The sequence below is a fragment of the Streptomyces paludis genome, from assembly GCF_003344965.1.
GTDB classification, from domain to species: Bacteria; Actinomycetota; Actinomycetes; order Streptomycetales; family Streptomycetaceae; genus Streptomyces; species Streptomyces paludis.
The window spans coordinates 4,278,740-4,304,687 of sequence record NZ_CP031194.1 but is presented as its reverse complement, the minus strand read 5'-3'; the positions used below and the strand labels follow the sequence as shown (position 1 = coordinate 4,304,687).

Here is a 25,948-nt window from a genome sequence, read left to right as displayed (position 1 = left end):
AAGCCCGGCCGACCGGACCCCCGAGGAGCCCACCATGCGCGCCATCCGCCTCCACGCCTTCGGCCCCGCCGAGAACCTCGTCCACGAGCGGACCGACGACCCCGTCCCCGGCCCCGGCCAAGTACGGATCGCGGTGGCCGCCGCCGGGGTCCATCTCGTGGACACCGCCCTGCGCGAGGGCATCCAGCTCGGCCCGATGCCCGCCCCCACCACCCTGCCCACCATCCCCGGCCGCGAGGTCGCCGGTACGGTCGAGTCGCTCGGCGCGGGCGTGGCGCGGAGCTGGCTCGGCAAGCGCGTCGTCACGCACCTGGGCATGGTCCCGGGCGGATACGCCGAGCTGGCCGTCGCCGACACCACCCGGCTGCACGAGATCCCGGAGGTGCTCGACGAGGCCGCGGCGGTCGCCATGATCGGGACGGGCCGTACGACGATGGGCATCCTCCAGTTCACGGACCTCGGCGCGGGCGACATCGTCCTCGTCACGGCGGCGGCCGGCGGCATCGGCACGCTCCTCGTGCAGTACGCCAAGAACGTCGACGCCGTCGTCATCGGCCTCGCGGGCGGCCCGGCCAAGGTCGCGCGGGTGACGGAGAACGGCGCCGATCTCGCCGTCGACTACACCGCGCCGGACTGGCCGGAGCGCGTACGGACGTACCTCGGCGGCATGTACGACGGCACGCAGCACCTCAGCACCCACAACGGCGACCGGCGCGCGGCCGTCGTCTTCGACTCGGTCGGCGGGGCGATCGGGCGCGCGGCCGTCGAGCTGCTCGGCAAGGGCGGAAAGCATGTGGTGTTCGGCTGGTCGGGCAAGGGCCCGCACGACGGTACGCCGCTGACCTTCACCCCCGAGGAGCTGGCGGAACGCGGCATCACCTCCGAGACCGTGCTCGGCCCGGTGATGCTCGACAAGGCGGGCGGCGACATACGGACCCTGGAGGACCGGGCCCTCGCGGAGGCGGAGGCGGGCCGGCTGCGTCCGGCCGTACAGCGCTTCCCGCTGGCGGACGCGGCGCGGGCGCACCGGGCGCTGGAGACGCGCGGAACGATGGGGAAGGTGGTGCTGGAGCCGTAGCGAGCCTGCCTGATTCATGGTGTTCTGTGGTGATACGCGTAACGCGATGCCATCACAGAACCCCATGGGGAGGGAAACCGTCGATGAGCGAACCAAGCGACCCGACGCCCCCAGCCGACCCACACACCTCCAGTGCCCCACACACCCCACGCGCCCCCGGCACCTCCGACACCGACCCCGAGACCCACCGCTGGTGGGGCCTCGCCGTCATCGCGATGGCCCAGCTGATGGTCGTCCTCGACGCCACCATCGTGAACATCGCCCTGCCGTCCGCCCAGCGCGAGCTGGGCCTCAGCAACGGCAACCGGCAGTGGGTCATCACCGCCTACACCCTCGCCTTCGGCGGGCTGCTGCTGCTCGGCGGCCGGATCGCCGACCTCGTCGGCCGTAAACGTACGTTCATCATCGGCCTGATCGGCTTCGCCGCCGCCTCCGCGCTCGGCGGCGCCGCCCAGAGCCCGGCGATGCTCTTCGCGTCCCGGGCGCTCCAGGGCACGTTCGCCGCGCTGCTCGCGCCCTCCGCGCTCTCCCTCCTCACCACCACCTTCCGCGACGGCCGCGAGCGCGCGAAGGCGTTCGGGATCTACGGCGCGATCGCGGGCGGCGGCGCGGCGATCGGGCTGCTGCTCGGCGGCGTACTGACGGAGTTCCTGTCATGGCGCTGGTGCCTGTACGTCAACGTGCCGATCGCCGTCATCGCCGTCGCCGGCGCGCTCGCGCTGCTGCACGACCGGGAGGGCCACAAGGAGTCGCGCCTCGACATCCCGGGGGTCGTCCTCGGCTGCGGCGGGCTGGTCGCGCTCGTGTACGGGTTCAGCGAGGCGGAGTCGCGCGGCTGGTCGTCCGCGATGGTCCTGGGGCTGCTGTGCGGCGCGGTCGCGCTCCTCGCGTGCTTCGTGTGGTGGCAGACGCGCGCGCCCAGCCCGCTGCTGCCGCTGCACATCATCAAGGACCGCAGCCGGGCGGGCTCGGTGCTGACCATGTGTCTGACGACGATCGGCATGTTCGGGCTGTTCCTGTTCATGACGTTCTTCCTCCAGAACATCCTCGGCTACTCACCGCTCAGGACGGGCCTCGCCTTCATCCCGATGAGCGCCATGATCATCGTCGCGTCGACCCAGATCGCGGCCCGTCTGATGCACTACGTACAGCCGCGCCTGCTGATGGGCCCCGGCCTGCTGCTCGCCTCCGGCGGCCTCTTCAGCCTCACCTTCATCGACACCCACTCCAGTTACGTGTCCCACATCCTGCCCGGCACCCTGCTGCTCGGCCTCGGCATGGGCCTCACCTTCCTCCCCGTCATGTCCGTCGCCACCTCGGGAGTCGCGCCGAGGGACGCCGGTGTCACCTCCGCGACCGTCAACACCGCGCAGCAGATCGGCGGTTCGATCGGCACGTCGCTGCTCAACACCATCGCCATCACGAGCGCCACCAGCTACGCGACGAGCCACTTCGCGAAGGCGGCACGCGAGGCGGCCTCCCGGGGCGACCTCACCCCCGAGCAGAAGACCGCCCTCGCCAACACCGCGACGGTCCACGGCTTTACGGTCGCCATCGCCTGGGCGGCCGTGATCCTGCTGTTCGCGGCGGCGCTGGCGATGACGATGGTCACGGCGCGCTCGCCGCAGCAGCGCGAGGCGTGACGGGCGGACCGCCAGGCGCGCGGCGTGACGGGCAAACCGCCAGGCGCGCCCCCTCCCCTGCCCGCTTATAGGATTCCGGGGATTTTGGGCATGTGAGGACCGGGGGACGCGCGCATGGCATCGAAGGCAAGAACCACGGGGAAGGTCATGGCGTGGCCGGCGTGGTCGGCGGCGGCACTCGCCATGCTGGCCCTCGCCGGATTCGCGACCAAGGAGCACTGGCAGCACCAGTGGTTCGCGGCGACCCTCTGCGAGGGAAGCCTGCGCGCCTCGGACCTCGCCGATGTCCTGCCGGACCAACGCCTCCAGGCCGGTACGGACGAGACCGACGCCGACCGGGGGCGGATGAAGTGCCGCATCAACCGCGACGAGCGCCACTACGCCCTGGCGGTGGACGCCTACACCGACCCGGAGGATCTGGAGCGGCAACTCGACTACGGGTTCAGCATCCCCCTCGTGGCCAGCTTCGCGCTCCCCGCCGGGATACCGGGCCTCGCCAACGAGTTCGGCCCCGTCATCCTCCAGGACTGCCCCGACCTGGGGCGGGACGCGCAGGGACGGCAGCGCCGGCTGCTCACCACCGTGCACGCCTGGGGCGAGGAGACCACTCCGGCCTCCGCCCGGATCGCCGTCTCCATGGCCAACACCGCCTCCGAGCGCCTCGGCTGCGGAGCCGCACCCCTGCCGACGCCACCCGCCGGGAACGCCCCGTACGAGCCACCGCCCGCCGTGCCACCCGCCAAGGCGAAGGGCACGGTCTGCGGCTGGCTGGCCGGGCTCACCCTGCCGAAGAGCCCCAACGGCGCGGAGTGGGGCGTCGTGCCCCACACCGACGCCGACGCCCCGGTCACGGGCTGCTCCCTCCGGGACCCCGCGAGCGGAAAGACGGCGGTGAGCTTCTCCGGCTGGTACGGCGACTGGACGGAGAAACCCTTCGAGCGGCTGCTGATGAACAACGTCGCGTACGCGGACGATCTCGACTCCGGCCAGCCGATGATGAGCGAGGAACTGGGCCGGGCCCGTGCGCGCTGCGACGACGAGACGGTCAACTACCTTGCCTTCGACTACCCTCGCGGCACCGACATCCGCGACCGGCACCTCACGGGCCGCCAACTGCGCCCACTCCTGAACGCCTTCGCCAAGGACCAGGCGAAGCGGCGCGGCTGCACCGACCTCGAACTCCCGCCTGCGGAGATCCACCCGAAGAAGAAGCGCTGACCGCTGACGCAGATGGCGCCCGGCGGGGCGATCCTCGCGCTGGACGGCCCGGAACACGCTGTACCGGTCTCCGAGTAACACGAAGAGCCCCAGTCCTGTCCATCTCATCCGCATATCTGGCATATTGTCGCCATCTGACATCTTTTTCACCCATACACCTGGTTGGGTGGGTGGTCGGTGCACTACCTTGCGTGCTCGGGCAGTTACGAGAATGCATCCGGGAATTGACTCAAATGCCCGCTGGCGGAAGGCGATTCGACGCCAGGTCGCGTTAATTCCACACGCTCGACGGAGGTCAGCACACGATGCCACCGAGAAGGATCGTCACCGGACGAAGTCAGGAACCGCGCAAGCGGTTCATGGAAGAACTGCGCCGGATGCGCGAGGAGAAGCAACTCAGCCTGCGGAAGCTGGGGGAGGCGCTGGGCTGGGACCACTCACTGTTCGGCAAGATGGAAACCGGCGGCAGCATGGGCAGCCCGGAAGTCGTACAGGCGCTGGACCAGTTCTACGGCACGACGCCGATGCTGCTGACGCTGTGGGAACTGGCCATGGGTGACCCGACGCAGTTCCGGGAACGGTACCGCCGGTACATGCTTCTGGAGGCCGAGGCGGTCAACCTTTGGCACTTCGGCATCAGCACCGTGCACGGGTTGCTCCAGACGGAGAGGTACGCGCGGGCGATACTCGCGGCGGACGGCATCGACGGTCTTGAACTGGAGCAAGAGGTTGAGGCACGGGTAGGGCGTCGCATGTTGCTGGACAGTGGGTGCCCGCCGCACTTCCGCACAATTCTGTCCGAGGCCGTGCTGCGTTCGCCGCTACCGAACACCGAAGCGTGGCAGGAGCAGCTTGAGCGTCTGCTCACCATGTCCGAGCGCACCAAAATCACCCTGCAAGTGCTGCCACTTGCCGTTGGGCCGCACGGCTTGGACAGCACTGACGTAATGTTCCTGAACGACCCGGACGGCAACACGGTGGCGTACACAGAGAATGCACTCCGTGGCGACCTCATCGAACAACCGACACCGGTCCGGCAGCTCCAACTCCGCTACGATGCAGTTCGTGACTTGGCATTGTCACCAGCCGAGTCACGGAACCTCATCACGCAAATGTTGGAGGAGGTCTCGTGCGACCCATCGACCTGAGTATCGCTGTCTGGCTCAAGAGCACGTACAGCAACTCGTCCGGCGGCGCGTGCCTCGAAACCGCCGTCAACTTCCCCGGCACCGTACCCGTACGGGACTCAAAGAACCCCGAGGGACCCGCGCTGCTCTTCCCCGCGCCGGCGTTCGCCGCCTTCGTGCGGTCTGTTCAGTCGGGCGTGCTCGACGCACACTGATACTTCCTGGCTCCCGCCGGAAGGAAGTGTTGTGTCACTCACGGACGTGAACGCCATCCGCTGGCGCCGAAGCAGCTACAGCAACCAAGACGGCGGCCAGTGCGTCGAGGCCGCTGCCCGCTGGCGCAAGAGCACCTACAGCAACTCGGACGGCGGCCAGTGCCTCGAAGTCGCCACCGACAGCGGCCAACGCGCCGTGCCCGTGCGGGATTCCAAGATCCCGCACGGGCCCGTGCTTGTCTTCCCGGCGCCGGCGTTCACCGCCTTCGTGCAGGCCGTTCAGTCGGACGCCTTCGGCGTGTGACCGCGAGGTGTTGCGTTACCAGGAGCGCCTGAACTTCACGTGCTTGTCGTTGCGGTCGAACCAGCCGCGGAAGCCCCAGTTGATCCAGCCGCCGTCGCCGAGGTTGGTGAATTCACCGGACTCGAAGATCCACACGCCGTAGTGGATCTTGTCCCACTTCACATTGGCGTAGAGCCGGACGTTGTTGAAGCGGTCCTTGTGGTTCTGGCTGAGGTTGAAGACCATCACGTTGTGGCGCCCGCCCGCCGCGGTGAAGATCTTGTCCTTCACCTGGTTGACGAAGTCGCCGCGGTTGTTGGTGGTGACGCTACGGATCGCGTCGGTGACCTGCTTTCCGCGACCGAGCTGGTCCCCGTGGATGGTGACGGTCGCGACGGTGGCCACGGTGTACTCGCCGCCGGTCGGCGCCTTCGACGCCGACGCCTTGGCGGCGGTGGCGGCGTTGGCGGCAGCGGTCGCGGCGGTGGAGGCCGGGCCGGTGGCGGCCTGGGCCGGGGCGGCGAGGCCCCCGGCGAGGGCGAGCCCGGTCAGGGCGACCGAGACGAGAGCGGTGTTGCGGCGCATAAAAAGTTCCCTTGGTGGAAGGCGGCCGGAACCGGCCGGGGATGGGGAAAGGGACGAGGGAAAGGGAGGATTACCAGGAGCGGCGGAAGTTCACCGTCATCCCGTTGCGCTCGAACCAGCCACGGAAGGCCCAGTTGATGTAGCCGCCGTCGCCCTTGTTCGTGAAGGTGCCCGACTCGAAGACCAGGATCCGGTACTTGCCGTGGATGCCGGATCCTTCGGCGTCGTACACCAATCCGCCCAGCGAGAACGAGTACTTGTTGGAGCTGTTGATGATCATGACGTTGTACTTCTGGCCGGCGTCGTAGAAAGCGCCCTCGCGGAGGCTCTTCACATAGCCTTCGCGGTTCTGCTTGTTCTGAATGGCGTTCGTAATGATCTTGACGATCGCCTTGGTGATATTGACGACGGCTCTGATGACCGCGACATGCGCCGCGGCTGTCCCGTATTCACCCTGCTTCGCGGGTGCGGCCCCGGGCTTTCCGAGGGACTTGGCCCCGAGCGCCGTTGTCACTCCTGTCGAGGCCGTGCCGAGCGCCGCGGTGGCGTAGTCCGTGTTCGAGACGTGCGAGACGGTCCCGGACACCTTGGTCCGCGGCGGGACCGGGGCCTGGGCCGCGGAAGCGGTGGCGCTCGGCAGGAGGACCGCGGTGGCGGCGATCCCGCTGACGACCATCGTGGCGATACGAATCCGGGTTTTGCTCATGACGACTCCTCTGGGGAAGGGTGGGTCAGAGAAAGCAGGCCAGATACGGCGGGCTTTGAGCGGGATTTCGGATGCGACTTCGAGCACGGCTTCGCGCGTCTTTGAGCGGAACTTCACGCACGGCTTCGAGCACGCCCTGCGGACGTGTTGCGAACGCGTTGCGGACGTGTTCTTTCGACATGTGGCGCACAAGCCGTAAAAGCGGCGCGGGGACACGCCGGAGGGAGGCGCTGTACGGAGATACCGAGGAGAGTTACCGAGGGAAGTTACCGAGGAGAGTTACCAAGGACAACGGCAACGACGGCGATTTTCGCGATGCCGTCCCCACCACTACCACTCGGTGTCCAGGATGAGCTTCATGACGTACTCCAAGGATGGAATATGAGCTGCTGAGTGACACATCCGCCGAGGTCTTTCCTGTGGGTCAAGAATCTACAAAGGACAACTTCCGGTCCAGCAATGGATGCCCTCAGCATCATGCGTGCAGGAAGTGGAGGGGGAGGTTAACGGGCATCGTGGCGAGAAGGGGGACGGATGGGATCCGGAATGAGGCCGCCGGCCTGTACGGTCCGCTGCGGAACGTCCAGGAGACGCCACCCAAATACGCCATGAACACGCCAAGTTCCTGGGGGCGGGATCGCGACAGCGCCCGCGCACGCCTTCGAGGGGGGCCGGGAAACGTCCGTGTCAGGATCGCCGTTTTCCGGAACCCCTGCGCACGAAAATCGCTCTACCGGGCCGGGGGAAAGGAGGGGAAATGTTGTGACCATGACAGGTAAGCGGAGAGTGGCGGCCGGAGGACCGAAGGAAGTGTTGCGGCAGTCTCCGGAAGCCGAACCCGACGACTTCGGCGACCTGGATCCCGAGGCATTGCAGCTCTACACCCATCTGCTGGAGAACGGCCCGGCGCCGACGGACGGTCTCGCGGCGAAGCTGGGTGTGACGGAGGGCGAGGCGAAGCGGTTCGCCGCCGAACTCATCCGTCACTGCTTGGTGGTTGAGGACCACGAGGGCGGCCCCGACCCCGGCCCGGGCCGGGTGCGCTGGCGGGCGGTGAGTCCGTACTCGGCAGTGGCCGAACTCGTCGGCCCGGAGGAGTACGTACTGCGCCGCCGCCTGGAGAGCTTCGAACGCACCCGGTCGCGGCTGAGCACACTGATCCCCCTCTACGAGGAAATACACCGGCGCAGCGCCGACTCCGGCGCGGTCGAGGTGGTCAAGACCCGTGGCCGGGTGATGCTGCTGATCCAGGACGCGGCGGCGCGGTGCACCGAGGAGGCCCTGACCGTCCAGCCGGGCGGCGCGCGCCCGGCCGGCCATCTGGAACGGGCACTGCCCAGGGACCTGGAGATGCTGGGCCGTGGGGTACGGCTGCGCACCCTCTACCAGCACACCGCCCGCTACAGCCCCGGCACGCAGGAGTACGTACGCGAAGTGAGCGCGGCCGGGGGCGAGGTGCGGACACTCAGCGAACTCTTCGGCAAGATGCTGGTGTTCGACCGGTCAACCGCCTTTCTGCCGGTCTGGGACAACCCGGACGCCGCCGTGGTGCTGCGGGAACCGTCGGCGGTCGCGTTCCTCCGTTCGGTGTTCGCCACCGCGTGGGGGCTGGCGGAACCTTTCTCCGCGTCCTATACGGCGGCGACGACAACGCAGTTGCGGGACGCGATCGCCGGGCAGCTGGTCGAGGGGGCGAAGGACGAGGTGATCGCCCGGAAGCTGGGCATGTCCCTGCGGACCTGCCGCCGGCACATCGCGGAACTGATGGAGGAACTGGGCGCGGACAGCCGCTTCCAGGCGGGCTACCTCCTGGGCCTACGAGCCCAGGACACGCAGCGCCTCGGCCCTGGCCGAGGCCCTGATGCCGGTCCCGGCATCGGCCACGAAGAAGGGGGCGCGTAAAGGACGCCCAATGCGGGTCAGTACCAAGAGGTAACCGGGGCGGGCCGGGGGCGAGGTGCTTGGCGCTGGGCCGCCCCTCCTCCCTTCAGTGTCGCGCCTCCGGGGGAGGAGTAAAGGGCGCTCCTACGTCGCGTCGGCTACGCCGACTCCGCTGCGCTCCGCCCTTGACACCTCCCCCGGAGTCGCAAGTGCGGATGAGGGGGGGCGGCCGGGGGGGAGGGGGCCCGAAGGGTCCGCCCTACTGCCACTCGGCTCAGGGTCCGGCGGCCCGGTGGACCCTGCGGGGCACGCGGCAGAGGAATGGGGCTGTCCGGCTGGTCTCAGCGGCTGACGACCGTCTGTTCCTCGGACACATGCCCCGCTGGTCACCGTGGTGTGGGTGGTGGGGTTGCTGGGACGTGGGTGGCGGCAAGTGGGCCCTTGAAGGCCGTCTATGCGTCGTGGAGTGCCGCTAACGCACCTGAGGACACACGTGCCGCCCGAGGTGGCCCCCAGGAGCCCGCCAAACCGTCCCGTATGGGATATATGGATGGGCTATACGGCCCGCAGACCCGGCCGGGCCGCAGAACCCGTCCGCCTTCCGGGCACCACAGCGCATCGGTGACCAGCGGGGCTTGCGTCTCAGCAAACAGCGGACGGTCGGCCGCTGAGCCGGTGCCGAGTCACCCCATTCCTCTACCGCGCGCCCCGCAGGGCCCACCCGCCCGCCAGCCCCTGAACCGAGTGGCAGAACAGCAGACCCCCCGGGCCCCCTCCCCCCGGCCGCCCCCCTCTCCCGTACACGCGCCGGAAGGGGAGGTGTCAAGGGCGGAGCGCAGCGGAGTCGGCGCAGCCGACGCGACGGAGGAGCGCCCTTTACTCCTCCCCTGGAGGCGCGACACTGGCAGGAGGAGGGGCGGCCCACCCCACACCAAGCACCCAGCACCTCACCACCGGCCCACCCCCGTTACCTCTTGGTACTGACCCGCAGGGACCGCGCCACCCTCACCCCGCCCCACCCAGCCTGACCAGCGCCTCGTCCGTCAGGCGGAAGACCGTCCACTCGTCCTGCGGTAGCGCGCCCAAGGCGCGGTAGAAGGCGATCGACGGTTCGTTCCAGTCGAGTACGGACCACTCCAGGCGCTCGTAGCCGCGCTCCACGCAGATCCGGGCGAGTTCGGCCAGCAGCGCCTTGCCGTGGCCGCCGCCACGGCGGTCGGGGCGTACGTACAGGTCCTCCAGGTAGATGCCGTGGACCCCGCGCCAGGTCGAGAAGTTGAGGAACCAGAGCGCGAAGCCGGCCGGTTCGCCGTCGTCCGTCTCGGCGATGTGCGCGTACGCGGCGGGGCGGTCGCCGAAGAGTGCCTCGTGGAGCTGGGCCTCGGTCGCGCGTGCCTCGTGGAGGGCCTTCTCGTACTCCGCCAGCTCCCGGACCATCGCGTGGATCACGGGAACATCGGCGGGTGTCGCGGTGCGAATCATGGTCATGGGGTCCAGCCTTCCCCCTCCCCCGGCTACCGCGGGCATCGGGTGGTCCCTCGGCGCGTCCGCTCCCCGGGAATTCGCTCACGCCGGAATGTCACTCACGCGTCCCGTCCCGGGCGCATGGGTGAATCGGCCCATGCGCATGCGCCGCTTCCTCCACAAGGTCCGCGTCTGGATCACGAGCGCCCCCGGCACGTACCTCTGGCTGGCGGCCCTCTTCGTCACCACCGTCGCCCTGCACGGGATGTCACCTCACTTCGAGGAGCACTTCCTGCGGCAGCGCTCCACCAACATCCACGAGCTGTCGACCGACCCCGTACGCGTGCTGGTCTCCAGCGCCTTCTGGCTCGACGGCGGTACGTGGCTGCCGTACGCCGTGCTGTTCACCGTCTTCCACGCCCCCGCCGAACACTGGCTCGGCACCCTGCGCTGGCTGGCCGTCGCCGCGCTCGCGCATGTCGGCGCCACCCTGATCAGCGAGGGCGTGCTGAGCCTGGCCATCCACGACGGCCGCGCCCCGCAGTCGGCGGTCACCACCCTGGACATCGGGGTCAGTTACGCGCTGGCCGGGGTGATCGGCGTACTGACCTACCGGGTGCCCAGACCGTGGCATCTGCCGTATCTCGCGGTGATGCTCATCCTCTTCGGCACGCCCCTGTTCACCCACCGCACCTTCACCGACGTCGGCCACTTCACCGCCGTGCTCATCGGGCTGGCCTGCTACCCGCTGACCCGGGGACGACGGGCTACGGCGACGCCGCGTCGGTGAGGGACGTGAGGGCTGTGAGGGTTACGGGGTGGGTGGTACTACGGCCTCCCCTCGCGCTGCTCCAGCAGCCGCGCCACGCGCTGCACGGCGAGCGCGTACCCCTGGATCCCGCACCCGGCGATCACCCCGTCGGCGATCGCGGAAACGTAGGAGTGGTGCCGGAACTCCTCGCGCCGGTGGATGTTGGAGATGTGCACCTCGATGATCGGCAGCTCGTCGCAGGCCGCGAGCGCGTCGCGGATCGCGACCGAGGTGTGGGTGTACGCGGCCGGGTTGATGACGATCGCGGCGTGGTGCTCGCGGGCCTCCTGGATCCAGTCGACGAGCTGCCCCTCGTGGTTGGACTGGCGGAAGTCGGTCTCCAGTCCGTGGGACGCGGCGGTTTCGGCGCAGAGCTTCTCGACGTCGGCGAGCGTGTCGGTGCCGTAAATCTCGGGCTGGCGGCGGCCGAGGAGGTTGAGGTTCGGGCCGTTGAGCACGAGAACGCGGGTGTGGCTGTTGGTGCTGGGGGTGGCGCTGGGGTTGGGGCTGGGGCTGGCGCTGGGCTGCTGCGGCATGACGGGCCTCTCAGGGGCGGCGGCTTGGCGGTGGACGGCGGCTGTGGGTCTGACGGCTGTAAGGCCGATGGCTGTACGGGCTCGGTGGTACGGGCTCGGTGGTACGGGCTCGGTTGTACGGGCTCGGTAGTACGGCTTCGGCCTTACGGCTTCGGCTGTACGGGTCCAGTAGTACCGCTCAGCCACCCGGCGGCGCCTCCCCCACGGGCCCGTGCCCCGTACGGCGCGCCGGGGCCCGGGCGTCTCGCCTTTACGCGCCCGCGCCCCCGTGTACCTCCCGTGGTCCGTGTGCCTGCTGAACGGCCGGGCGGAGGGCCGTAAAATGCGAACGTGTGGCTTCCCGAAGGTCGAGTTCGGGAAGCCACACGCTTATTTCACGGGCTTACGGGCTCGCGGACTCAAAGCCGCCGCCGATCGGATCGAATTCAGCGGATCAGGCCGCCGATCGAAACGATCAGCAAAGCCGCAGGCCGTCGAATCCGGATATGGAGCTGGGCCGCTTGTGGCTCCACTGCGCGCCGGGGTGAATCGTGAAGCAGTCGCTGTCCCGGCCGAACGACCACACGAACTTGATGGTGTAGGAACCGCTGCACGCGCTCTTCGCGTAGGCGTAGTTGGTCGTGGTCCACGAGCTGACGCAGCTCGGCGGGCTGGCCAGCGCGCCGACGTTGCCCGATGCCGCCGTGCCGGCGGCGGAGGCGGTGCCCATGGAGCCGACGCCGATCATCGCCACGGCACCCGCGACCGCTAACCCGCGCTTCAAGGAATTCATTTTTCTCCCCCACTCGATGTCTTCTTCCATTCGCCGGTCCAGGTCTCGGGTCCGTTGTTTCCGCCCCCATTACCGGCCAACGACGACCAAGCTAGGACCCGATCAGCACATCGAGCAAGGAAGAAATAATCGGAATTTAACGATCCCTTTAATGATCCGTTTACATTTGGAAGGGGCCTGACGCGGCAGGCGAGTGGAGCACCGCGCCCCGCTTCGCGGCTGACATGCGCGCCCCCTCCGCACGCCCGCCCGGAAGCCGGCCGCACCGGCGGAAAACGGAGCGCGTGCGCCCCGCCCGCCCCAGAAGCAGACAGTGACGCACGTCACATTTCTGCTGCGAACCGCCGAGCCGACCTCCTCCGACGAGCATGTGTGAGTGTGACCACGGGGAAGGAACCAACCACGGAGAGAGATCCGTCGGACGCGCGGCTACCAGGCGCGGGGCCGCCGAGCGCGAGCGCAAGGCCGCCGGACGCGGGGCCGCCGAGCGCGGAGCTGCCGGCCATCGTCGAACCGTCGGCCGTCGAACCGTCGACCGCCGAGCTGCCGCCCGTCGAGCCGTCGGACGCGGAGCTGCTCGCCGCGCTGCGCGAGCGCGACCGGTCCGCCTTCGAGGCGCTGTTCCGCCGCTACGCGCCCTGGCTGGCCGCTCGGCTGCGCTACCGGTGCGCCGATCCCGGACAGCTCGACGACATCGTCCAGGAGTCGTTCCTCGCGGTGTGGCGGCGTTGTGCCGAGGGGCAGCAGCCCGAAATACAGGACTTCGGGGGGTGGTTGTGGCGGATCGCCAGCCGACGGCTGGTGGACGCGGCCCGAACCCACGGCGCACAGAGCCGACTTCAGCGCGCGCTGAGCGCGCTGCGGGGCGGCACCGCCCCCTCGGCCGAGCAACTCGCCATGGAATCGGGCAGGTTCGGCGCGCTGGACACGGCGCTCGGGCGGCTCACCCCCGAGCTGCGGGACGTCGTACAGGCGACGGTGCTGGACGGGCTGACCACCCGGCAGACGGCGCAGCGGCTGCGACTGCCGACCGGAACGGTCAAGACGCGCGCCATGCGCGCACGCAAGCGGCTGCGCGAAGAACTGGCCCGCGCGGAGTACGACGAGGCCCCAGAGGACGCGCCCGCGCACACCGGTGATGGGCAGCGGAAGGAGAGAGAACAGCGATGAGCGAACACCCGCACCCCCCAGGCACACCGCGCCCCCCGGGCACACCACGGCCCTCGTACGCACCACACCCCCCCGGCGAAGTCCTGCGGCACTACGCGCTCGGCACCCTCCCGACCGGAACCCGCCACCGCGTCGAGCCGCACCTCGACCTCTGCCCGCACTGCCGCGCGCGGCTGGGCGACCTCACCGACCGCGCGTCCGCCGCCTCGCTGGACCGCGTGTGGCAGCGCCTCGACGACGCCATCGACCTCCCCGTACCCGGCCGCTGGGAGCGGGCACTGCTCGCGCTCCGCGTCCCCGACCATGTGGCGCGCCTCCTGGTCGCCACCCCGGCGCTGCGTACCTCCTGGCTGCTCGGCACCCTCGTCACCCTGCTCTTCGCCGCGCTCGCCACCCGGCTGGCCGATCCGGACGGCGGCTCCCCGCTGTTCTTCCTCGCCATCGCCCCGCTGCTGCCGGCCGCCGGGGTGGCCGGTTCCCTCGGCAGGCGCTGGGACCCGGCGTACGAACTGGGGCAGGTCGCCGCGCCCAGCGCCTTCCGGCTGGTGCTGCTGCGTACGGCGGCGGTGCTGGCCACCACCGAGGTGCTGACGGCCGCCGCCGCCCTGACCCTCCCCCACCCGTCCCCGATCGCCTTCGGCTGGGTGGTGCCCTCGGGGCTGGTGACCGTACTGAGCCTGATCCTGCTGCCCAGAACCGGCCCGGTGCCTGCGGCGGTCGCCGGTGGCGCCGCCTGGGTCGGCGCGGTGGCGCTCACCCGCCACTCGGACGTGCTGTTCTCCGTCGCCGGGCAGTCGGCCCTGGCGGCGATGCTGCTCGCCGCCGTGGCTCTGCTGCTGCTGACGCGCACCGACTTCGACATCCAGAAGGGATTCCGCGTATGAAGCCCAACCCATCGACCACGGACCGAACTTGCATCACAGACCTGACGGTCCGTTACGGCAGGGCGACCGCCCTCGACAACGTGTCGCTGACGCTCACGACCGGCATCACGGGACTGCTGGGACCCAACGGCGCCGGAAAGACCACCCTGTTGCGGGTTCTCGCCACGGCGCTCGTGCCCACCGCCGGTGACATCCAGGTGCTGGGCCGGGACCCGCGCACGCCCCGGGAGCGCCAGGAGGTGCGGCGGAGGATGGGCTATCTCCCCCAATCCCCCGGTTTCCACCGGCACTTCACCGCTTTCGAGTTCGTCGACTACGTCGCCATCCTCAAGGAGCACACCGTACGGTCCGCCCGCCACGCGGAAGTACGGCGCGTGCTGGACGCGGTCGGCCTGAGCGCCGAGCGGAGCAAGAAGCTGAAGGCGCTCTCGGGCGGTATGCGCCAGCGGGTGGCCCTGGCCGCCACCCTGATCGGCGACCCGGAACTGCTGATCCTGGACGAGCCGACGGTCGGCCTCGACCCCGAACAGCGGCTCAGATTCCGCGAGTTGATCGCGGACCTGGGCGAGGGCAGGACCGTACTCCTCTCCACGCACCAGACCGAGGACGTGGCGGCCCTGTGCGGTCGTGTGGTCGTGCTCGGCGGCGGGCGGCTGCGCCACGACGCGACGCCCCAGGGCCTCAGCGAACTCGCGCGCGGCCGGGTCTGGTTCAGCCGGGACAGGGCCCTGGGTTCGGTCGCGGGCTGGCGCACGGGAACGGGAGTCCACCGCAACATCGGCGTCCCGCCCGAGGACGCGGAGCTGGCGGAACCGACGCTGGAGGACGGCTATCTGCTGCTCAACGCCACGCAGGAAGGGGCGACGGTATGAGGCAGGACGGTACGAGCGGCACCGCCGCACAGCACGGACCGGAAGCGGAAACGAAACCGGAACCGCTGACACCCACCACAGGAACCCCACCAACAAACCCCTCCAGCCCTGCCAGCCCCTCCAGCCCCACCGCCGGTGTCCTCACCCTGGCCCGTACCGAGGCGCGCCGTCTCCTGCTCCACCCCGCGCTGCTGGCCTCCCTGGTCCTGTGCGTGGGGCTGTGGGTGTACGACACGGTGTTCGGCCCGGCCGCGTACCCGGTGCTGCACGACGAGGCGCGCTTCCTCCAGGTCCAGCTGCTGCTACCGGCCGCCGGCACCTTCCTCGCCGTCCATCTCGCCGTACTCCGGCCCGCGCGGGACGGCACGGACGCCTGGTTCGAGGCGCTGGTGCTCGAACCGTGGCAGCGCGTCGCCGCGCATCTGCTGGCCGTACTCCCGGTGGCGGGCGCGGTCGCCGTACTGGCCGGGGCCCGGATCACCTGGCTCGCCCTGCTGCCCGGCGCGGTGAGCGCCCCGGCGGCGGCGGAACTGGCGACCGGCCCGGCGGCCGTACTGCTCGCCGGGGTGCTCGCGGTGCTGGTCGCCACATTGATCAGATCGGTGGCGGCCGGCCCGATCACCCTCGGAATCCTGGGCATCGCCACCGTCGTGGGAGCGCTCTTCCCTTTCTCCGGCCGCCGGTGGTGGGGGCTCATCGCCATCGAGGACGAGATGCGCGACCTGCTCCCCTCGGGGCTCGCACACCGTCCGGCCGGACTCCATGTCCTCTATCTCGTTCTGCTGGCCGTCGGGCTCGGCGCGGCGGCTCTGCTGCGCTCCGGGCTGCGCGGCCGGACCGTAACGGCTGTTGTGGCACTGGCCCTCGCCGGCGCGCTGACGGCAGGCGCCGCGCAGTCGCGCCCCGAGCCCGGGGCCGTCACGGCGGCGGGTGAGCGGGCGGTGAACTCGCCTTCCGGGGAACAGCGTTGCGTACGCCGGGAGTCGGTGACGTACTGCGCCTTCCCCGAGTACCTGGACCGGCACCGGCAGTGGTCCGAGGTGGTGGACGGCATCCTGCGCTGGGTCCCGGACGAAGCGAAGGAGCGGCGCTACACCGTACGGCAGCACATCGTGTCCCTCGTCAAGTCCGGCGGCCTCGCGCAGATCACCATCCCCGTCGACAACTGGGCGGCGGACGACCGCCGCGCGGGTACGGAGGGCGCCGTGGTGGCGGGGTCCGCGTGGGGCAACGACGGCGACTACGCGAACGACGCCACGATCGGCTTCGCCGCCGCCTTCGCCCAGCACGTCACGGCCGCCGGCCGGGCGCCCAACACCACTGGCACCAGCACCCGAGTCTGCGGCGGCCAGAGCCTGGTCACCCTCTGGCTGGCCGCCCAGGCAACACCCGAGACCGCTTCGGCCCTGCGCTCCAGAATGTCCCGGAGCTTCGGCGGAGCCGTCGGCTTCGGCACGCTGACCACGGTGGACGCGGAACGCGGTGACGCCGAGGCGGTGCTGCGGCTGCTGGAGCGGCCCACGGAGGAGACGGGCGCGCGGATCAAGCGTTCGTGGAACGAACTCACCGATCCGGCCACCACATCGCAGCAGGCGGCCCAACTGCTGGGCATCAGCGCACCCGCGCCGGAGCAGGGAGCCGGGGAGGACGCGCTGTGCGCGGGGAACTGAGGTCGCGGAACAGGCCGGGACCCACCGATGGCACAGCGAATCCACACCACCCCACCAACTCCCCAACCAACCCAATCCACCAGTTCCACCAGCTCCACCAGTTCCACCAGATCCTGATCCCACTCCTACGCCACGAGGTGCACGCCGCCCGCACCCTGCCGCTGCTGTGCGGCGTGGCGCTGGGGGTGACCGTCTGCGCCGTGCCGGTCGTCTTCTCGCTCCGGCTCGACCTGGGGGCCGCCGCCGTACTGCTGCATCTGACCGCAGTTCTGGGCGGCCTCGGGCTGGCCTTCCTGCTGGACGATCCGGCCACGGCCACGACCGCCATGTGCCCCTCACCGTGGTGGCTGCGCCGCTCCCTGCGGATCACCACCGGCCTGCTCGCGCTGACCCCGGCCTGGATCCTCAACACCGCCCTCGTACACCACGCACTCCCCCCGGACACCCGCCCCGCACTGCCCCGCGGAGACCTGGCGGTAGAGGCACTGGCGCTCGCGCTCCTCGTCGTAGCACTGGCCCTGCTGGGCCTGCGGCTGACCCGGGGCGGCTACGGCAGCCAGGTGGCGGCGTCCGGCCTGGTCGTCGTCACACTGACGTTCATCCTCCTGCCCCAGAGCCTGGAGTTCTTCACCGCCCCCACCGACCCGACCCGCTGGCACAACGCGGCACTGCGCTGGCGAGCACTGTCCCTGACAGCCCTACTGGCCACCCTCACCCTCCTCCCCCGCCAACCCACACCCCGCAGATAACAGCCCTTCCCCCACCCCTCAGAAAGCCCGGGGAATACGTCGTCCGCTCCCACTCGGAGACAGACGGGCGGGCGGTGACGTACGGCGGGCGGTGGCGGCGGCCAGAAGTTTCGGTTCAACGATCGAAAATTTCTGAAACCCTGGCGACACGGGCGATGATCCCCCAAGGCCAAGCGTGCAGGGCGCCGTTCGGTTCAGCGCATAGCTTGTCGAGCCTCAAGGGGGTGCTGTTTGTAGACAGTTCAGCGAGAGGCATTGACCGGAGGGCCCTGCTTTCCTAGCTTGTGGCGTCAAGGAATCCGGGAACTCTTCGAAAATCTTTCGAGATGGTCCCCCCGCTCCCGGCACGGCCCGCGCCGCGGTTCATCCGGTCACCTCGCCCCCGCCCCGAAGGAGGCCCTCTGATGTGGTTACGCCACCGGTCCCCGGTTCGCCCAAAACGCTTGTTCGCCGTCCTCGCGCCCTTGCTCCTTGTGGCTACCTTCCTCGGCGCCCAGCCCGCCGGCGCGGCGACCGTAGACCCCAACGCCTCGTACGTGCTGGTCAACCGCAACAGCGGCAAGGCCCTGGATGTCTACAACTTGGCGACCAACGACGGCGCCCGCATCACCCAGTGGACCAGGAACGACCAGAACCAGCAGCAGTGGCAGTTCGTCGATTCCGGGGACGGCTACTACCGCATCAAGTCCCGCCACTCGGGCAAGGTACTGGACGTCCACAACTGGTCCACCGCGAACGGCGGCGCGATCGTCCAGTGGACCGACCTGAACGCCGCCAACCAGCAGTGGAGGCTGGCCGACAGCTCGGACGGCTATGTGAGGCTCGTCTCGCGCCACAGCAACAAGGCCCTCGAAGTGCAGGGCGCCTCTACCGCCGACAACGCGAACATCGTCCAGTACGACGACTGGGGCGGCACCAACCAGCAGTGGCAGCTCGTCAAGGCCGGCGGCGACACCTCCGGCCCGTGTGATCTTCCGTCGACATACCGCTGGACATCAACGGGCGTGCTGGCACAGCCCAAGCAGGGATGGGTCTCGCTCAAGGACTTCACCGTCGTCCCCTACAACGGCAGACAACTCGTCTATGCGACCACGCACGACACCGGGACGAGCTGGGGTTCGATGAACTTCGGCCTGTTCACCAACTGGTCGGAGATGGCCTCGGCCAGTCAGAACACGATGTCGACTCCCACCGTCGCACCCACACTCTTCTACTTCGCGCCGAAGAACATCTGGGTGCTCGCCTACCAGTGGGGCGGAACCGCCTTCTCCTACCGGACGTCGAGCGACCCCACCAACGCGAATGGCTGGTCATCCCAGCAGGTGCTCTTCTCGGGAAGCATCGCCGACTCCGGAACGGGACCCATCGACCAGACACTCATCGGTGACGGGACGAACATGTACCTGTTCTTCGCCGGTGACAACGGGAAGATCTACCGGGCCAGTATGCCGATCGGAAACTTCCCGGGCAGTTTCGGCGCGACCTCGACAGTGATCATGAGCGATACGACGAACAACCTGTTCGAAGCCCCGCAGGTCTACAAGCTACAGGGCCAGAACCGCTACCTCATGATCGTCGAGGCGATCGGCGCGCAGGGCCGCTACTTCCGCTCGTTCACGGCCACCAGCCTCAACGGCTCATGGACACCCCAAGCCGCGACCGAAAGCAATTCCTTCGCCGGCAAGGCCAACAGCGGCGCCACCTGGACCAACGACATCAGCCATGGCGAACTGATCCGCACCACCCCTGACCAGACCATGACCGTCGACCCCTGCAATCTCCAGCTGCTCTACCAGGGACGCAGCCCCAACTCCGGCGGCGACTACGGCCTCCTGCCCTACCGTCCGGGCCTCCTGACACTGCAACGCTAACCGCACGAAGCCGACCGGGCGGTGAAGAACAGCAGGCAACTGTCCTGGGCGACCGGTCGGCCGCCCCTGGCCGACCGGTCGCAGAACAACAAAAAGCCCAGGTCAGACAAGATCCGACCTGGGCTTCACCAGAGCCCCCTGTCGGATTCGAACCGACGACCTACGCATTACAAGACCGCTAGGGATCATGCCGGGGTGTGCCACCCAATGACGTCAGATCCCGTTTCACCTGTTCAGCGTATGTGTCGCAATCCCGCCACTGATGCCCCGTGCCACCCCGTCCAAAGGCGTCCGCGCTCCCCTCGCGCTCCCCTGCCGCTCTTCGATGGCGTCGCGTCCGACAGCAGCCCCGCCCTTCTCGCCCGAAAGCCCCTTGTAGACATCGCACAAGGTCGACACCTGCGGGTCACCGCGGCTTCACCGTACCCATGACCCTGGTGACCGTGATCTCGATAACGACGCGTCGCGGGTTGAGTCGCGGCGGGTGGTAGCGCCTCGTATACCGCTCGACGGCATCAGCGACCGCCGCAGGGTCGTCGTTGACGACGGCGGTTCCCTCCAGCGTTGCCCACCTGGCCCCGTCGGCCTGGCTGATTGCGACACGCGCGCCAGGACCGCTGCCGACGACGTTGCGCGCCTTCCTGCTCGTACTGCTGGTAATGACGCGCGCGATGCCGGCCTCACTGTCGTACGTCACGCCGACAGGCACGAGGTGGTGCGTACCATCGGGCCGCGTCGTGGATAGAAACCCAACATGCCGCTCGCCCCAGAAGGCCAAGAACTCCGGGTCAGAACGGAGATGAGGTGCTTTCATGACTCGCTGCCTTCAAGGTTCGGGGCTCGGTATCGCCTCAGAATCATGCCTCTTGAGGACTCCACCGAGTGCACGGTAACGGTCCCGATTCTCTTCGTTGTACTGCCCTATTCAGCACCCAGTATTGGTGCGAGCGGAAACCCCTGCGACTGCGTTCCGTTGCTCCCGCCCCCGTCCCGGCCCCCGTTGTGTTCAGCCTGAAGCGCTGGCACTCCCGCCCTTCAGTTTGACCTCTGCATCCTTCTGACGAGCGGATTGGCGGCAGGCTCCCTCCATGGCTCTCGATGACCACAGGCGTGGAGCTGGAACTACGCCGTCTCACATCGCTCCTCGCTGGCCACGCCCTCACCCCCGGGCCGGTCTGCGCGGAAGGGAAGACTGTGAAGCGGAAGGTGGAGATTGATATTGGCCCGGGTTCCCAATCCCAAGCACCTTCTGACTAAGGCAGTCTGACCACAGTCGCCTGCTATATTGATGGAGACCACTCCTGCCGGGGTTGTCGTGCCTCGCCGGATCCAAGTCAGACATAGGCCTCCTCGAACGCCCGTGCAAACTCCGAGTCCGTCACCGAGCCGTTGCTGCCTCCTCCGGTGCGGTGGCCGCGGCCGGAGAGAGCCAAGATGGGATCGAGTACCTCACTCATGTAGTGGCGGATCCAGTCGGAGGGCTGATTCTCGTAGGCTGGCAGCGGGGTGAGGACCGCCAGGCTTCCGTTAGGGTGGCTAACGACGCCCCAGACGATGCGGTACATCCCGACGCGGCTAACGATCAGCCCGTTGGACATAACGTCGTGGTCCTCCGCGAGACGCGGAGCCGCCTCGATGATCACTCCGATCGTGTCATCCAGACCGACCGACGTCTGCACCGTGGTGACGAGACCGGAAGCCCCGACCAGACCGTGCAGTTGCTCGACCGTGGTACCCCGGGCATGCGGACTGAGCATTAGGTCGTACACAGCAAGAGCCCTTCGTTGATGGGGACGGGATTCGACGCTGGGGAGGGAGCGTCGACGCAGCACCAGTTGAGCACATCCGGTACCAACTGGCCCCAATTCTATGGATAATCCGGTCATGGGTTCACCACTGCCGCAGCCCGAAGAGGGCGACATCCGGTTCAACGGCACAACCGTGGAGTACTTCGACGGCACCGGATGGGTGCAGCACGAAGAACTCCCCGAAGACCAGGCACCACCTGACCTGCGCGGCCACGAAGGGGACTTCGCCGGGCCGGACGACCACCCGCCCTTCCCGGGATGAACACCCCAGCCGAGCCGCAAGTAGGCGACCAGGGCCCCGATACCGTTCTCGCCGACCTGCGGGCCTCCGTCGCCGACATGCGCGCCACGGCGCGCTGGATTACCGCGGCGGCAGCGGGCGTCGGCGCTCTGGTGCTGGCGGGCGGGCCACTCGTCGTCGTCAAGGACTTGGACGACGCCGGAGACGTGGTCGCGGCGGTCGGCGGCATGCTTCTGGCCGTCGTGGGTGTCGTCTGGGTGGTGTGGCGTGCCAGCGAGGTGCTCAGCCCCCGGACGGCCACGCTCGACGATCTCGGCTCGCCGGAACTGAACGGGTTGCGGAAGTTGATCGACCGGTCACCCGCCGACTTCTACGGCCCGCACGCCACTGGCCCGGCCGAGCTACGGCGGGAGCGCCGTCTGCGGCTGGCTGTGGCGGCTCGTCTCGAATCCCTGCTGGCCCGTGAGAGCGATCCGGCGCGGGTGCGGGTTCTGACCCACGAGGCAGCCGTCGCCCGGCGGAACGCACAGCTGATCCAGCGCCTGCAGCAGCGTCTGCTCGCCTGGATCCACGCTTGGCAGGTACGACAGTCCTTAGTACGGGCCCGGCGGGACACCCTGCTGGCCTCCCTGCTGATCCTCACCGGCGCCGTCCTGTGCGTCACGGCGCCGCTCGACGCGAAGGAGAAGCCGACCGTCGTGTACGTCTGCGGGACGGGCGCCACCGCGCCCCCGAAAGGCTTGCATGTGCAGGAGGACCCCTGTGCCCGATGAACCGGCGCCAGCGACACACCCCTGCCCGCCGCACTGGCGGCTGCGGATCCAGCACGCCGCCGTGACCCTCAGCGCTGGCACACGGACCGTCACCGAAGGTCCCGGTGCGGACGTGTCCTTCTCTTTGGCGGAGACCGTGCAGGCACTGCACCGGGCATACGAGGCTGTCGGCCAGGGCACCCGCCGGCGCAGGACCGGCGTCCCAACACCCGTCCTGATGCGCCGTCTGGGAGGTCTGCTCGCTGAGGCGGTGGGCGCCCAAGCCATCCGCGCTCTCACCACGGCTTCGCGGAGCGAGGCAGCGGAAAAGCACGGCCTGCCTCTCGTCATTGAGGCGGAGCGGGGCCAGCTCGACCGCCTGCCATGGGAAGCACTGACCCTGCCTGGCCAGTCGGCGCCCTTGGCGCTCCATCCAACCATCCGGCCGTACCGTAGCTTCGGCGACAGCCACGCGCCCGCACCCGTCGACGGACCAGACCGGTCGTTGCGGCTGATAGTCCTGCTCGCCGGGCCACGCAAGGCCCCCGGCCGCCGCGAGCCCCTGCTCGACCTGGACGCGGAGACGGCCCGGCTGGCGGCTGCCGTGTCCCGGGTCCCGGGCCGGGCGGAACTGCGGGTGCTCAGTTCCGGCAGCCTCACTGCTCTCAGCGCCGCCCTGGCGGAGAAACCCGCCGATGTCGTGCACATCGTCTGCCACGCAAGGCCCGGTGAGCTCCTGCTGGAGGACGAGGCCGGTGACCGCGATCCGGTGACCGCCGACGCCCTGTGGCGGGCTGTACGCGGCGCCCACGGTGTCCCGGCGGTGGTCCTGGCCGGCTGCTCGACGGCATCGTCGGTTAGCCGCTCCGCCGTGCCGGAACCGGCGCACCACGGCAGGTTTCTGCCCGGGTTGGCCCAGAGCCTCACGGAGTCCGGTGTGCCGGCGATCGTCGCCATGTCGGCACCGGTCCGGGACACGTACGCCGGCGCGCTGATGGCCGACATGTACGCCGGGCTGGCCGCTGGCCGGCCCTGGTGGGAAGCCCTGCACGACGCCCGCACCGAGCAGGAGCGCCTCAGACGCGTCGGCAACGACTGGCTGCCGGAATGGCACGTGCCCCTTCTCTTCGCCGGGTCCCGTTCCCAGGCGGTGAAGCCCGACTGCGGGGATGCCACAACGGGGGCTGCCTCACCCGAGGTGCCCCTCGCACTGCCGCTCGGCTCGTTCGTGGGACGCCGAGTACAGCTGCGCCTCGCTCTGAACGCCCTGGCCGACGACGGCACCGGACTCATCGTGCACGGAGTGGGTGGGGTCGGGAAGACCGCCTTCGTCGGCGAGTTGCTGCGTCTCCGGGCCTCCTTCTCTCCACCCCTGCTACTCAAAGGCCCGGTCGGTCCCGACGAGATCCTCCGCAGCGCGGCGGACGCGCTCGCTGGGGAAACCGACGATCCGCGGATGCTCGAACTGGTGGACGCGGAGCTGCCCTGGTCCAAGCGCCTGGCCGTCCTCGCAAGCCTCACCGCCGCCACCGACGCGCACGCAGGGGCAGGGGATGAGGCTCGCTCCACAGCGGACGGGCCCACCCGGCCGCTGACCATAGTGCTGGACGACTTCGAGGTCAACTTGACCCGTGACCTGGCGGGCCGAACCCATTTCACCGACCCCGAACTGTTGGACTTTCTCACCGCGTGGACCACCCTGCTGACGAACTCGACCCTGGTGATCGTTTCCCGTCATCCCCTTCCAGCGGTGGCCGGGCCCGCCTCCCGGCGCTTTCGTCAGCTTCCGCTTCCTCCGCTCACCCCGGACGAGACCGATCTGATGCGACTGCGGCTGCCCCTATCGCGCAAGCTCCCTTGGACGAAGTGGCGGGAGATTCGCCAAGTCGTCGGCGGCCATCCTCGTACGTACGCCTATCTGGAGGCGCTCCTAGGCACCGGCCGGCCGACGGACGACCTGGTGGCCCGTGTCGGCCGGCTCGGCGGTGGCCTCGACGCCGCGCGCGCCCGTGTACGGGGGCAGGTGCGCCCCGCCGTGCAGGAGGCACTGAGCCTTACGGCCGCCGACACGCTGCTCAACGACCTGCTGTCCACCCTGGACCCGACGAACCGCGCCCTGCTGCACGTCGCGGCGGTGCACCGCGCGCCCGTCCCGGCATCGGCTTTCACCGGCCCGGAGGGTGCGGAGGGTACGCGCGAACGCCTCGACGAGCTGACCGCCTCCGGGCTGCTGGCCGAGGACGGCAGGGACCTGGCCGGTGCGCCGTTGTGGAGCGTCCACCGATGGACCGCGGCCGAACTGGACCGTCTCAGCCCGAAGGCCGCACACCACGCCCATCGCCGTGCGGCCGCGTACACAGAGGAAATCTTCTCCGACACCGGCTTGCCTGAACCGGTGCGCGTCGACGCGGCGTTCGAGTCCTTGCACCATCTCGGCGCCGTCCGGCTGCACCAAGAGGCGGGAGCGCTGGGCCGCCGCCTCTGCCGCGTGCTGCACGCGATGGGCCGTTGGACGACCGAGCGGGCACTGTGCCAGCGGATGCTGGAGTGGAGTGAACCGGGCACGGAGTCGGAGGCCATCGTCCATCGCCAGCTCGGTCTCATCGCCCGGGACCGGGGCGACATGAAGGAAGCACGCGAACACCTGGAACGGGCGCTGGCCGTCGGCACGGCCGCCAACGACCGGCAGAGCATCGCATACGCCGAGCACCAGCTCGGATCCATCGAGCACGAACAGGGCGATCACCGCATCGCCGGGGCCCGATACAGCCGGGCCCACACGGCCCTCCGCGAGTTGGGCTTGGAACGGGACGCCGCCGCCGCTCTATATCAGCTGTCCATGCTGAACGCCGACGACGGACGCCTGGTAGAGGCCAGAGCCGGCTTCGAGGAGGCCCAGGAGGTCTTCACGCGGTTCGAGGATCTCGGCGCGGTCAGCTCCTGTCACCGAAGCCTGGCCTACCTGGCGGAGGACGACGGGGATATGGACACTGCCATGGCACATTGCCGGTCGGCGCTCGGTCTCTGCGAGAGCACAGGTGACGTGGCCCAGGCGGAGGAACTGCGCAACCAGATCGGCACCCTGTACGTGCTCACCGAGAATTACGAGGCGGCGCACGCTGAGTTCGACGCCGCCCTACGCTCGGCCATCGCCCGTGACGCACCCGAGGAGATGGCCCGTTCCCACCAGCATCTGGGCGTCTGCGCGGAACGTATGGGTGCCCTGGACATCGCGGAGGAACACACCCGCACAGCGCTCGAATTGAACCGGGACCTGGAGCGTGTCGTGGGACAGGCCCAGTGCCTCAAGAACCTCGCCGGCTTGGCCCGGCTCCGTGGCAGACCGGCGGACGGGCTCTCGTGCGCCCGGCGGGCGCTTGTCCTTCTCGGCCGTACCGACGAGACCACGGGCCGCCCCGACACCTACCTCACCGTCGGTGACTGCCTGCGTGACCTCGGACGGCTAACGGAGGCCCGGCGCTTCTACACGCTCGGCCTCCGCGACGCCAGAAACACCCGCACGGTCGAACGCGCGCGTGCAGCCCTGGCGGAGATGGACGCCAACAGTAAGCGGAAAGCGGAGGGATAGCAGAAAGAAGTCAGTGACAGCAT

At 69.2% G+C, this 25,948-nt stretch carries 23 protein-coding genes and 1 pseudogene; 17 read left to right on the top strand and 7 right to left on the bottom strand.

The window, feature by feature from the left end; translation table 11 throughout:
* Window positions 1–34 precede the first annotated feature (34 nt).
* The 6 genes from DVK44_RS19125 (at window position 35) to DVK44_RS19100 (ending at window position 5,585) form a co-directional block, all read left to right on the top strand.
* Entirely contained in the window at window positions 35–1,078 is a 1,044-nt protein-coding gene (locus DVK44_RS19125) for a zinc-binding dehydrogenase (RefSeq protein WP_114660743.1), read from the top strand.
* An 83-nt stretch (window positions 1,079–1,161) separates the two neighbouring features.
* Window positions 1,162–2,721: an MFS transporter gene (locus DVK44_RS19120; RefSeq protein ID WP_114660742.1), complete on the top strand. Its 1,560-nt coding sequence runs from the start codon at window positions 1,162–1,164 to the stop codon at window positions 2,719–2,721.
* 114 nt (window positions 2,722–2,835) lie between these two features.
* Complete coding sequence (locus DVK44_RS19115) at window positions 2,836–3,939, top strand: hypothetical protein (protein WP_162793959.1); 1,104 nt, start codon at window positions 2,836–2,838, stop codon at window positions 3,937–3,939.
* A gap of 305 nt (window positions 3,940–4,244) precedes the next feature.
* Entirely contained in the window at window positions 4,245–5,087 is an 843-nt protein-coding gene (locus DVK44_RS19110; protein WP_114660740.1) for a helix-turn-helix domain-containing protein, read from the top strand.
* Window positions 5,069–5,281 (top strand): DUF397 domain-containing protein, encoded by a 213-nt coding sequence (locus DVK44_RS19105; RefSeq protein ID WP_114660739.1) that lies wholly within the window; start codon window positions 5,069–5,071, stop codon window positions 5,279–5,281. Before DVK44_RS19110 ends, DVK44_RS19105 begins: the two co-directional genes overlap by 19 nt.
* 31 nt (window positions 5,282–5,312) lie before the next feature.
* Window positions 5,313–5,585: a DUF397 domain-containing protein gene (locus DVK44_RS19100; protein WP_114660738.1), complete on the top strand. Its 273-nt coding sequence runs from the start codon at window positions 5,313–5,315 to the stop codon at window positions 5,583–5,585.
* 15 nt (window positions 5,586–5,600) lie between these two features.
* Here the strand turns inward: DVK44_RS19100 and DVK44_RS19095 are convergent, their stop codons facing one another.
* Window positions 5,601–6,149 carry a stress protein gene (locus tag DVK44_RS19095; RefSeq protein ID WP_114660737.1) on the bottom strand — a complete coding sequence of 183 codons (549 nt, stop codon included), beginning with the start codon at window positions 6,147–6,149 and terminating at the stop codon, window positions 5,601–5,603.
* 70 nt (window positions 6,150–6,219) lie between these two features.
* On the bottom strand, window positions 6,220–6,855 hold the full coding sequence (locus DVK44_RS19090; protein ID WP_162793958.1) for a stress protein: 636 nt from the start codon (window positions 6,853–6,855) through the stop codon (window positions 6,220–6,222).
* Window positions 6,856–7,665: 810 nt separating this feature from the next.
* Between DVK44_RS19090 and DVK44_RS19080 the strand changes: the two genes are divergently transcribed.
* On the top strand, window positions 7,666–8,757 hold the full coding sequence (locus tag DVK44_RS19080) for a LuxR family transcriptional regulator (RefSeq protein WP_228447254.1): 1,092 nt from the start codon (window positions 7,666–7,668) through the stop codon (window positions 8,755–8,757).
* Window positions 8,758–9,741: 984 nt separating this feature from the next.
* Here DVK44_RS19080 and DVK44_RS19075 read toward each other — a convergent pair.
* Entirely contained in the window at window positions 9,742–10,218 is a 477-nt protein-coding gene (locus tag DVK44_RS19075) for a GNAT family N-acetyltransferase (protein WP_114665273.1), read from the bottom strand.
* 139 nt (window positions 10,219–10,357) lie between these two features.
* On the opposite strand from DVK44_RS19075, the gene DVK44_RS19070 reads away from it, so the two are divergent.
* The gene (locus DVK44_RS19070; protein WP_114660734.1) at window positions 10,358–10,990 is read left to right on the top strand and encodes a rhomboid-like protein; all 633 of its coding nucleotides are present in this window, start codon (window positions 10,358–10,360) and stop codon (window positions 10,988–10,990) included.
* Window positions 10,991–11,028: 38 nt separating this feature from the next.
* Here the strand turns inward: DVK44_RS19070 and aroQ are convergent, their stop codons facing one another.
* Together aroQ and DVK44_RS19060 are read right to left on the bottom strand one after the other, a co-directional pair.
* Window positions 11,029–11,547 (bottom strand): type II 3-dehydroquinate dehydratase, encoded by a 519-nt coding sequence (gene aroQ, locus DVK44_RS19065; RefSeq protein WP_114660733.1) that lies wholly within the window; start codon window positions 11,545–11,547, stop codon window positions 11,029–11,031.
* A 454-nt stretch (window positions 11,548–12,001) separates the two neighbouring features.
* Window positions 12,002–12,310, bottom strand: coding sequence for a hypothetical protein (locus DVK44_RS19060; RefSeq protein WP_162793956.1), 309 nt, complete (start codon window positions 12,308–12,310; stop codon window positions 12,002–12,004).
* Between the two features lie 552 nt (window positions 12,311–12,862).
* Between DVK44_RS19060 and DVK44_RS19055 the strand changes: the two are divergent.
* The 6 genes and pseudogenes from DVK44_RS19055 to DVK44_RS19030 all read left to right on the top strand — a co-directional run.
* Window positions 12,863–13,408: pseudogene (locus tag DVK44_RS19055) on the top strand (RNA polymerase sigma factor); the annotation flags it as partial.
* 77 nt (window positions 13,409–13,485) lie between these two features.
* Window positions 13,486–14,373, top strand: a complete 888-nt coding sequence (locus DVK44_RS19050; RefSeq protein WP_114660731.1) for a zf-HC2 domain-containing protein — start codon at window positions 13,486–13,488, stop codon at window positions 14,371–14,373.
* Window positions 14,370–15,245 (top strand): ABC transporter ATP-binding protein, encoded by an 876-nt coding sequence (locus DVK44_RS19045; RefSeq protein ID WP_114660730.1) that lies wholly within the window; start codon window positions 14,370–14,372, stop codon window positions 15,243–15,245. The genes DVK44_RS19050 and DVK44_RS19045 overlap by 4 nt, the downstream gene beginning before the upstream one ends.
* Window positions 15,242–16,915, top strand: a complete 1,674-nt coding sequence (locus tag DVK44_RS19040) for an ABC transporter permease (protein WP_181957488.1) — start codon at window positions 15,242–15,244, stop codon at window positions 16,913–16,915. Before DVK44_RS19045 ends, DVK44_RS19040 begins: the two co-directional genes overlap by 4 nt.
* 137 nt (window positions 16,916–17,052) lie before the next feature.
* A complete protein-coding gene (locus tag DVK44_RS19035) occupies window positions 17,053–17,664 on the top strand; it encodes a hypothetical protein (RefSeq protein WP_114660729.1) in 612 nt (203 codons plus the stop codon).
* Window positions 17,665–18,068: 404 nt separating this feature from the next.
* Window positions 18,069–19,535, top strand: a complete 1,467-nt coding sequence (locus tag DVK44_RS19030) for a non-reducing end alpha-L-arabinofuranosidase family hydrolase (RefSeq protein ID WP_114660728.1) — start codon at window positions 18,069–18,071, stop codon at window positions 19,533–19,535.
* A gap of 406 nt (window positions 19,536–19,941) precedes the next feature.
* Here the strand turns inward: DVK44_RS19030 and DVK44_RS19025 are convergent, their stop codons facing one another.
* A complete protein-coding gene (locus tag DVK44_RS19025) occupies window positions 19,942–20,349 on the bottom strand; it encodes a pyridoxamine 5'-phosphate oxidase family protein (RefSeq protein ID WP_114660727.1) in 408 nt (135 codons plus the stop codon).
* 520 nt (window positions 20,350–20,869) lie between these two features.
* Complete coding sequence (locus tag DVK44_RS19020; RefSeq protein ID WP_114660726.1) at window positions 20,870–21,304, bottom strand: hypothetical protein; 435 nt, start codon at window positions 21,302–21,304, stop codon at window positions 20,870–20,872.
* Between the two features lie 115 nt (window positions 21,305–21,419).
* On the opposite strand from DVK44_RS19020, the gene DVK44_RS19015 reads away from it, so the two are divergent.
* From DVK44_RS19015 to DVK44_RS19005, 3 genes are read left to right on the top strand one after another with little or no spacing between them, the layout of a single operon-like run.
* Window positions 21,420–21,605, top strand: a complete 186-nt coding sequence (locus DVK44_RS19015) for a hypothetical protein (RefSeq protein WP_114660725.1) — start codon at window positions 21,420–21,422, stop codon at window positions 21,603–21,605.
* A complete protein-coding gene (locus tag DVK44_RS19010) occupies window positions 21,602–22,357 on the top strand; it encodes a hypothetical protein (RefSeq protein ID WP_114660724.1) in 756 nt (251 codons plus the stop codon). The genes DVK44_RS19015 and DVK44_RS19010 overlap by 4 nt, the downstream gene beginning before the upstream one ends.
* Window positions 22,329–25,925 (top strand): CHAT domain-containing tetratricopeptide repeat protein, encoded by a 3,597-nt coding sequence (locus DVK44_RS19005; protein ID WP_114660723.1) that lies wholly within the window; start codon window positions 22,329–22,331, stop codon window positions 25,923–25,925. The genes DVK44_RS19010 and DVK44_RS19005 overlap by 29 nt, the downstream gene beginning before the upstream one ends.
* Window positions 25,926–25,948 lie beyond the last annotated feature (23 nt).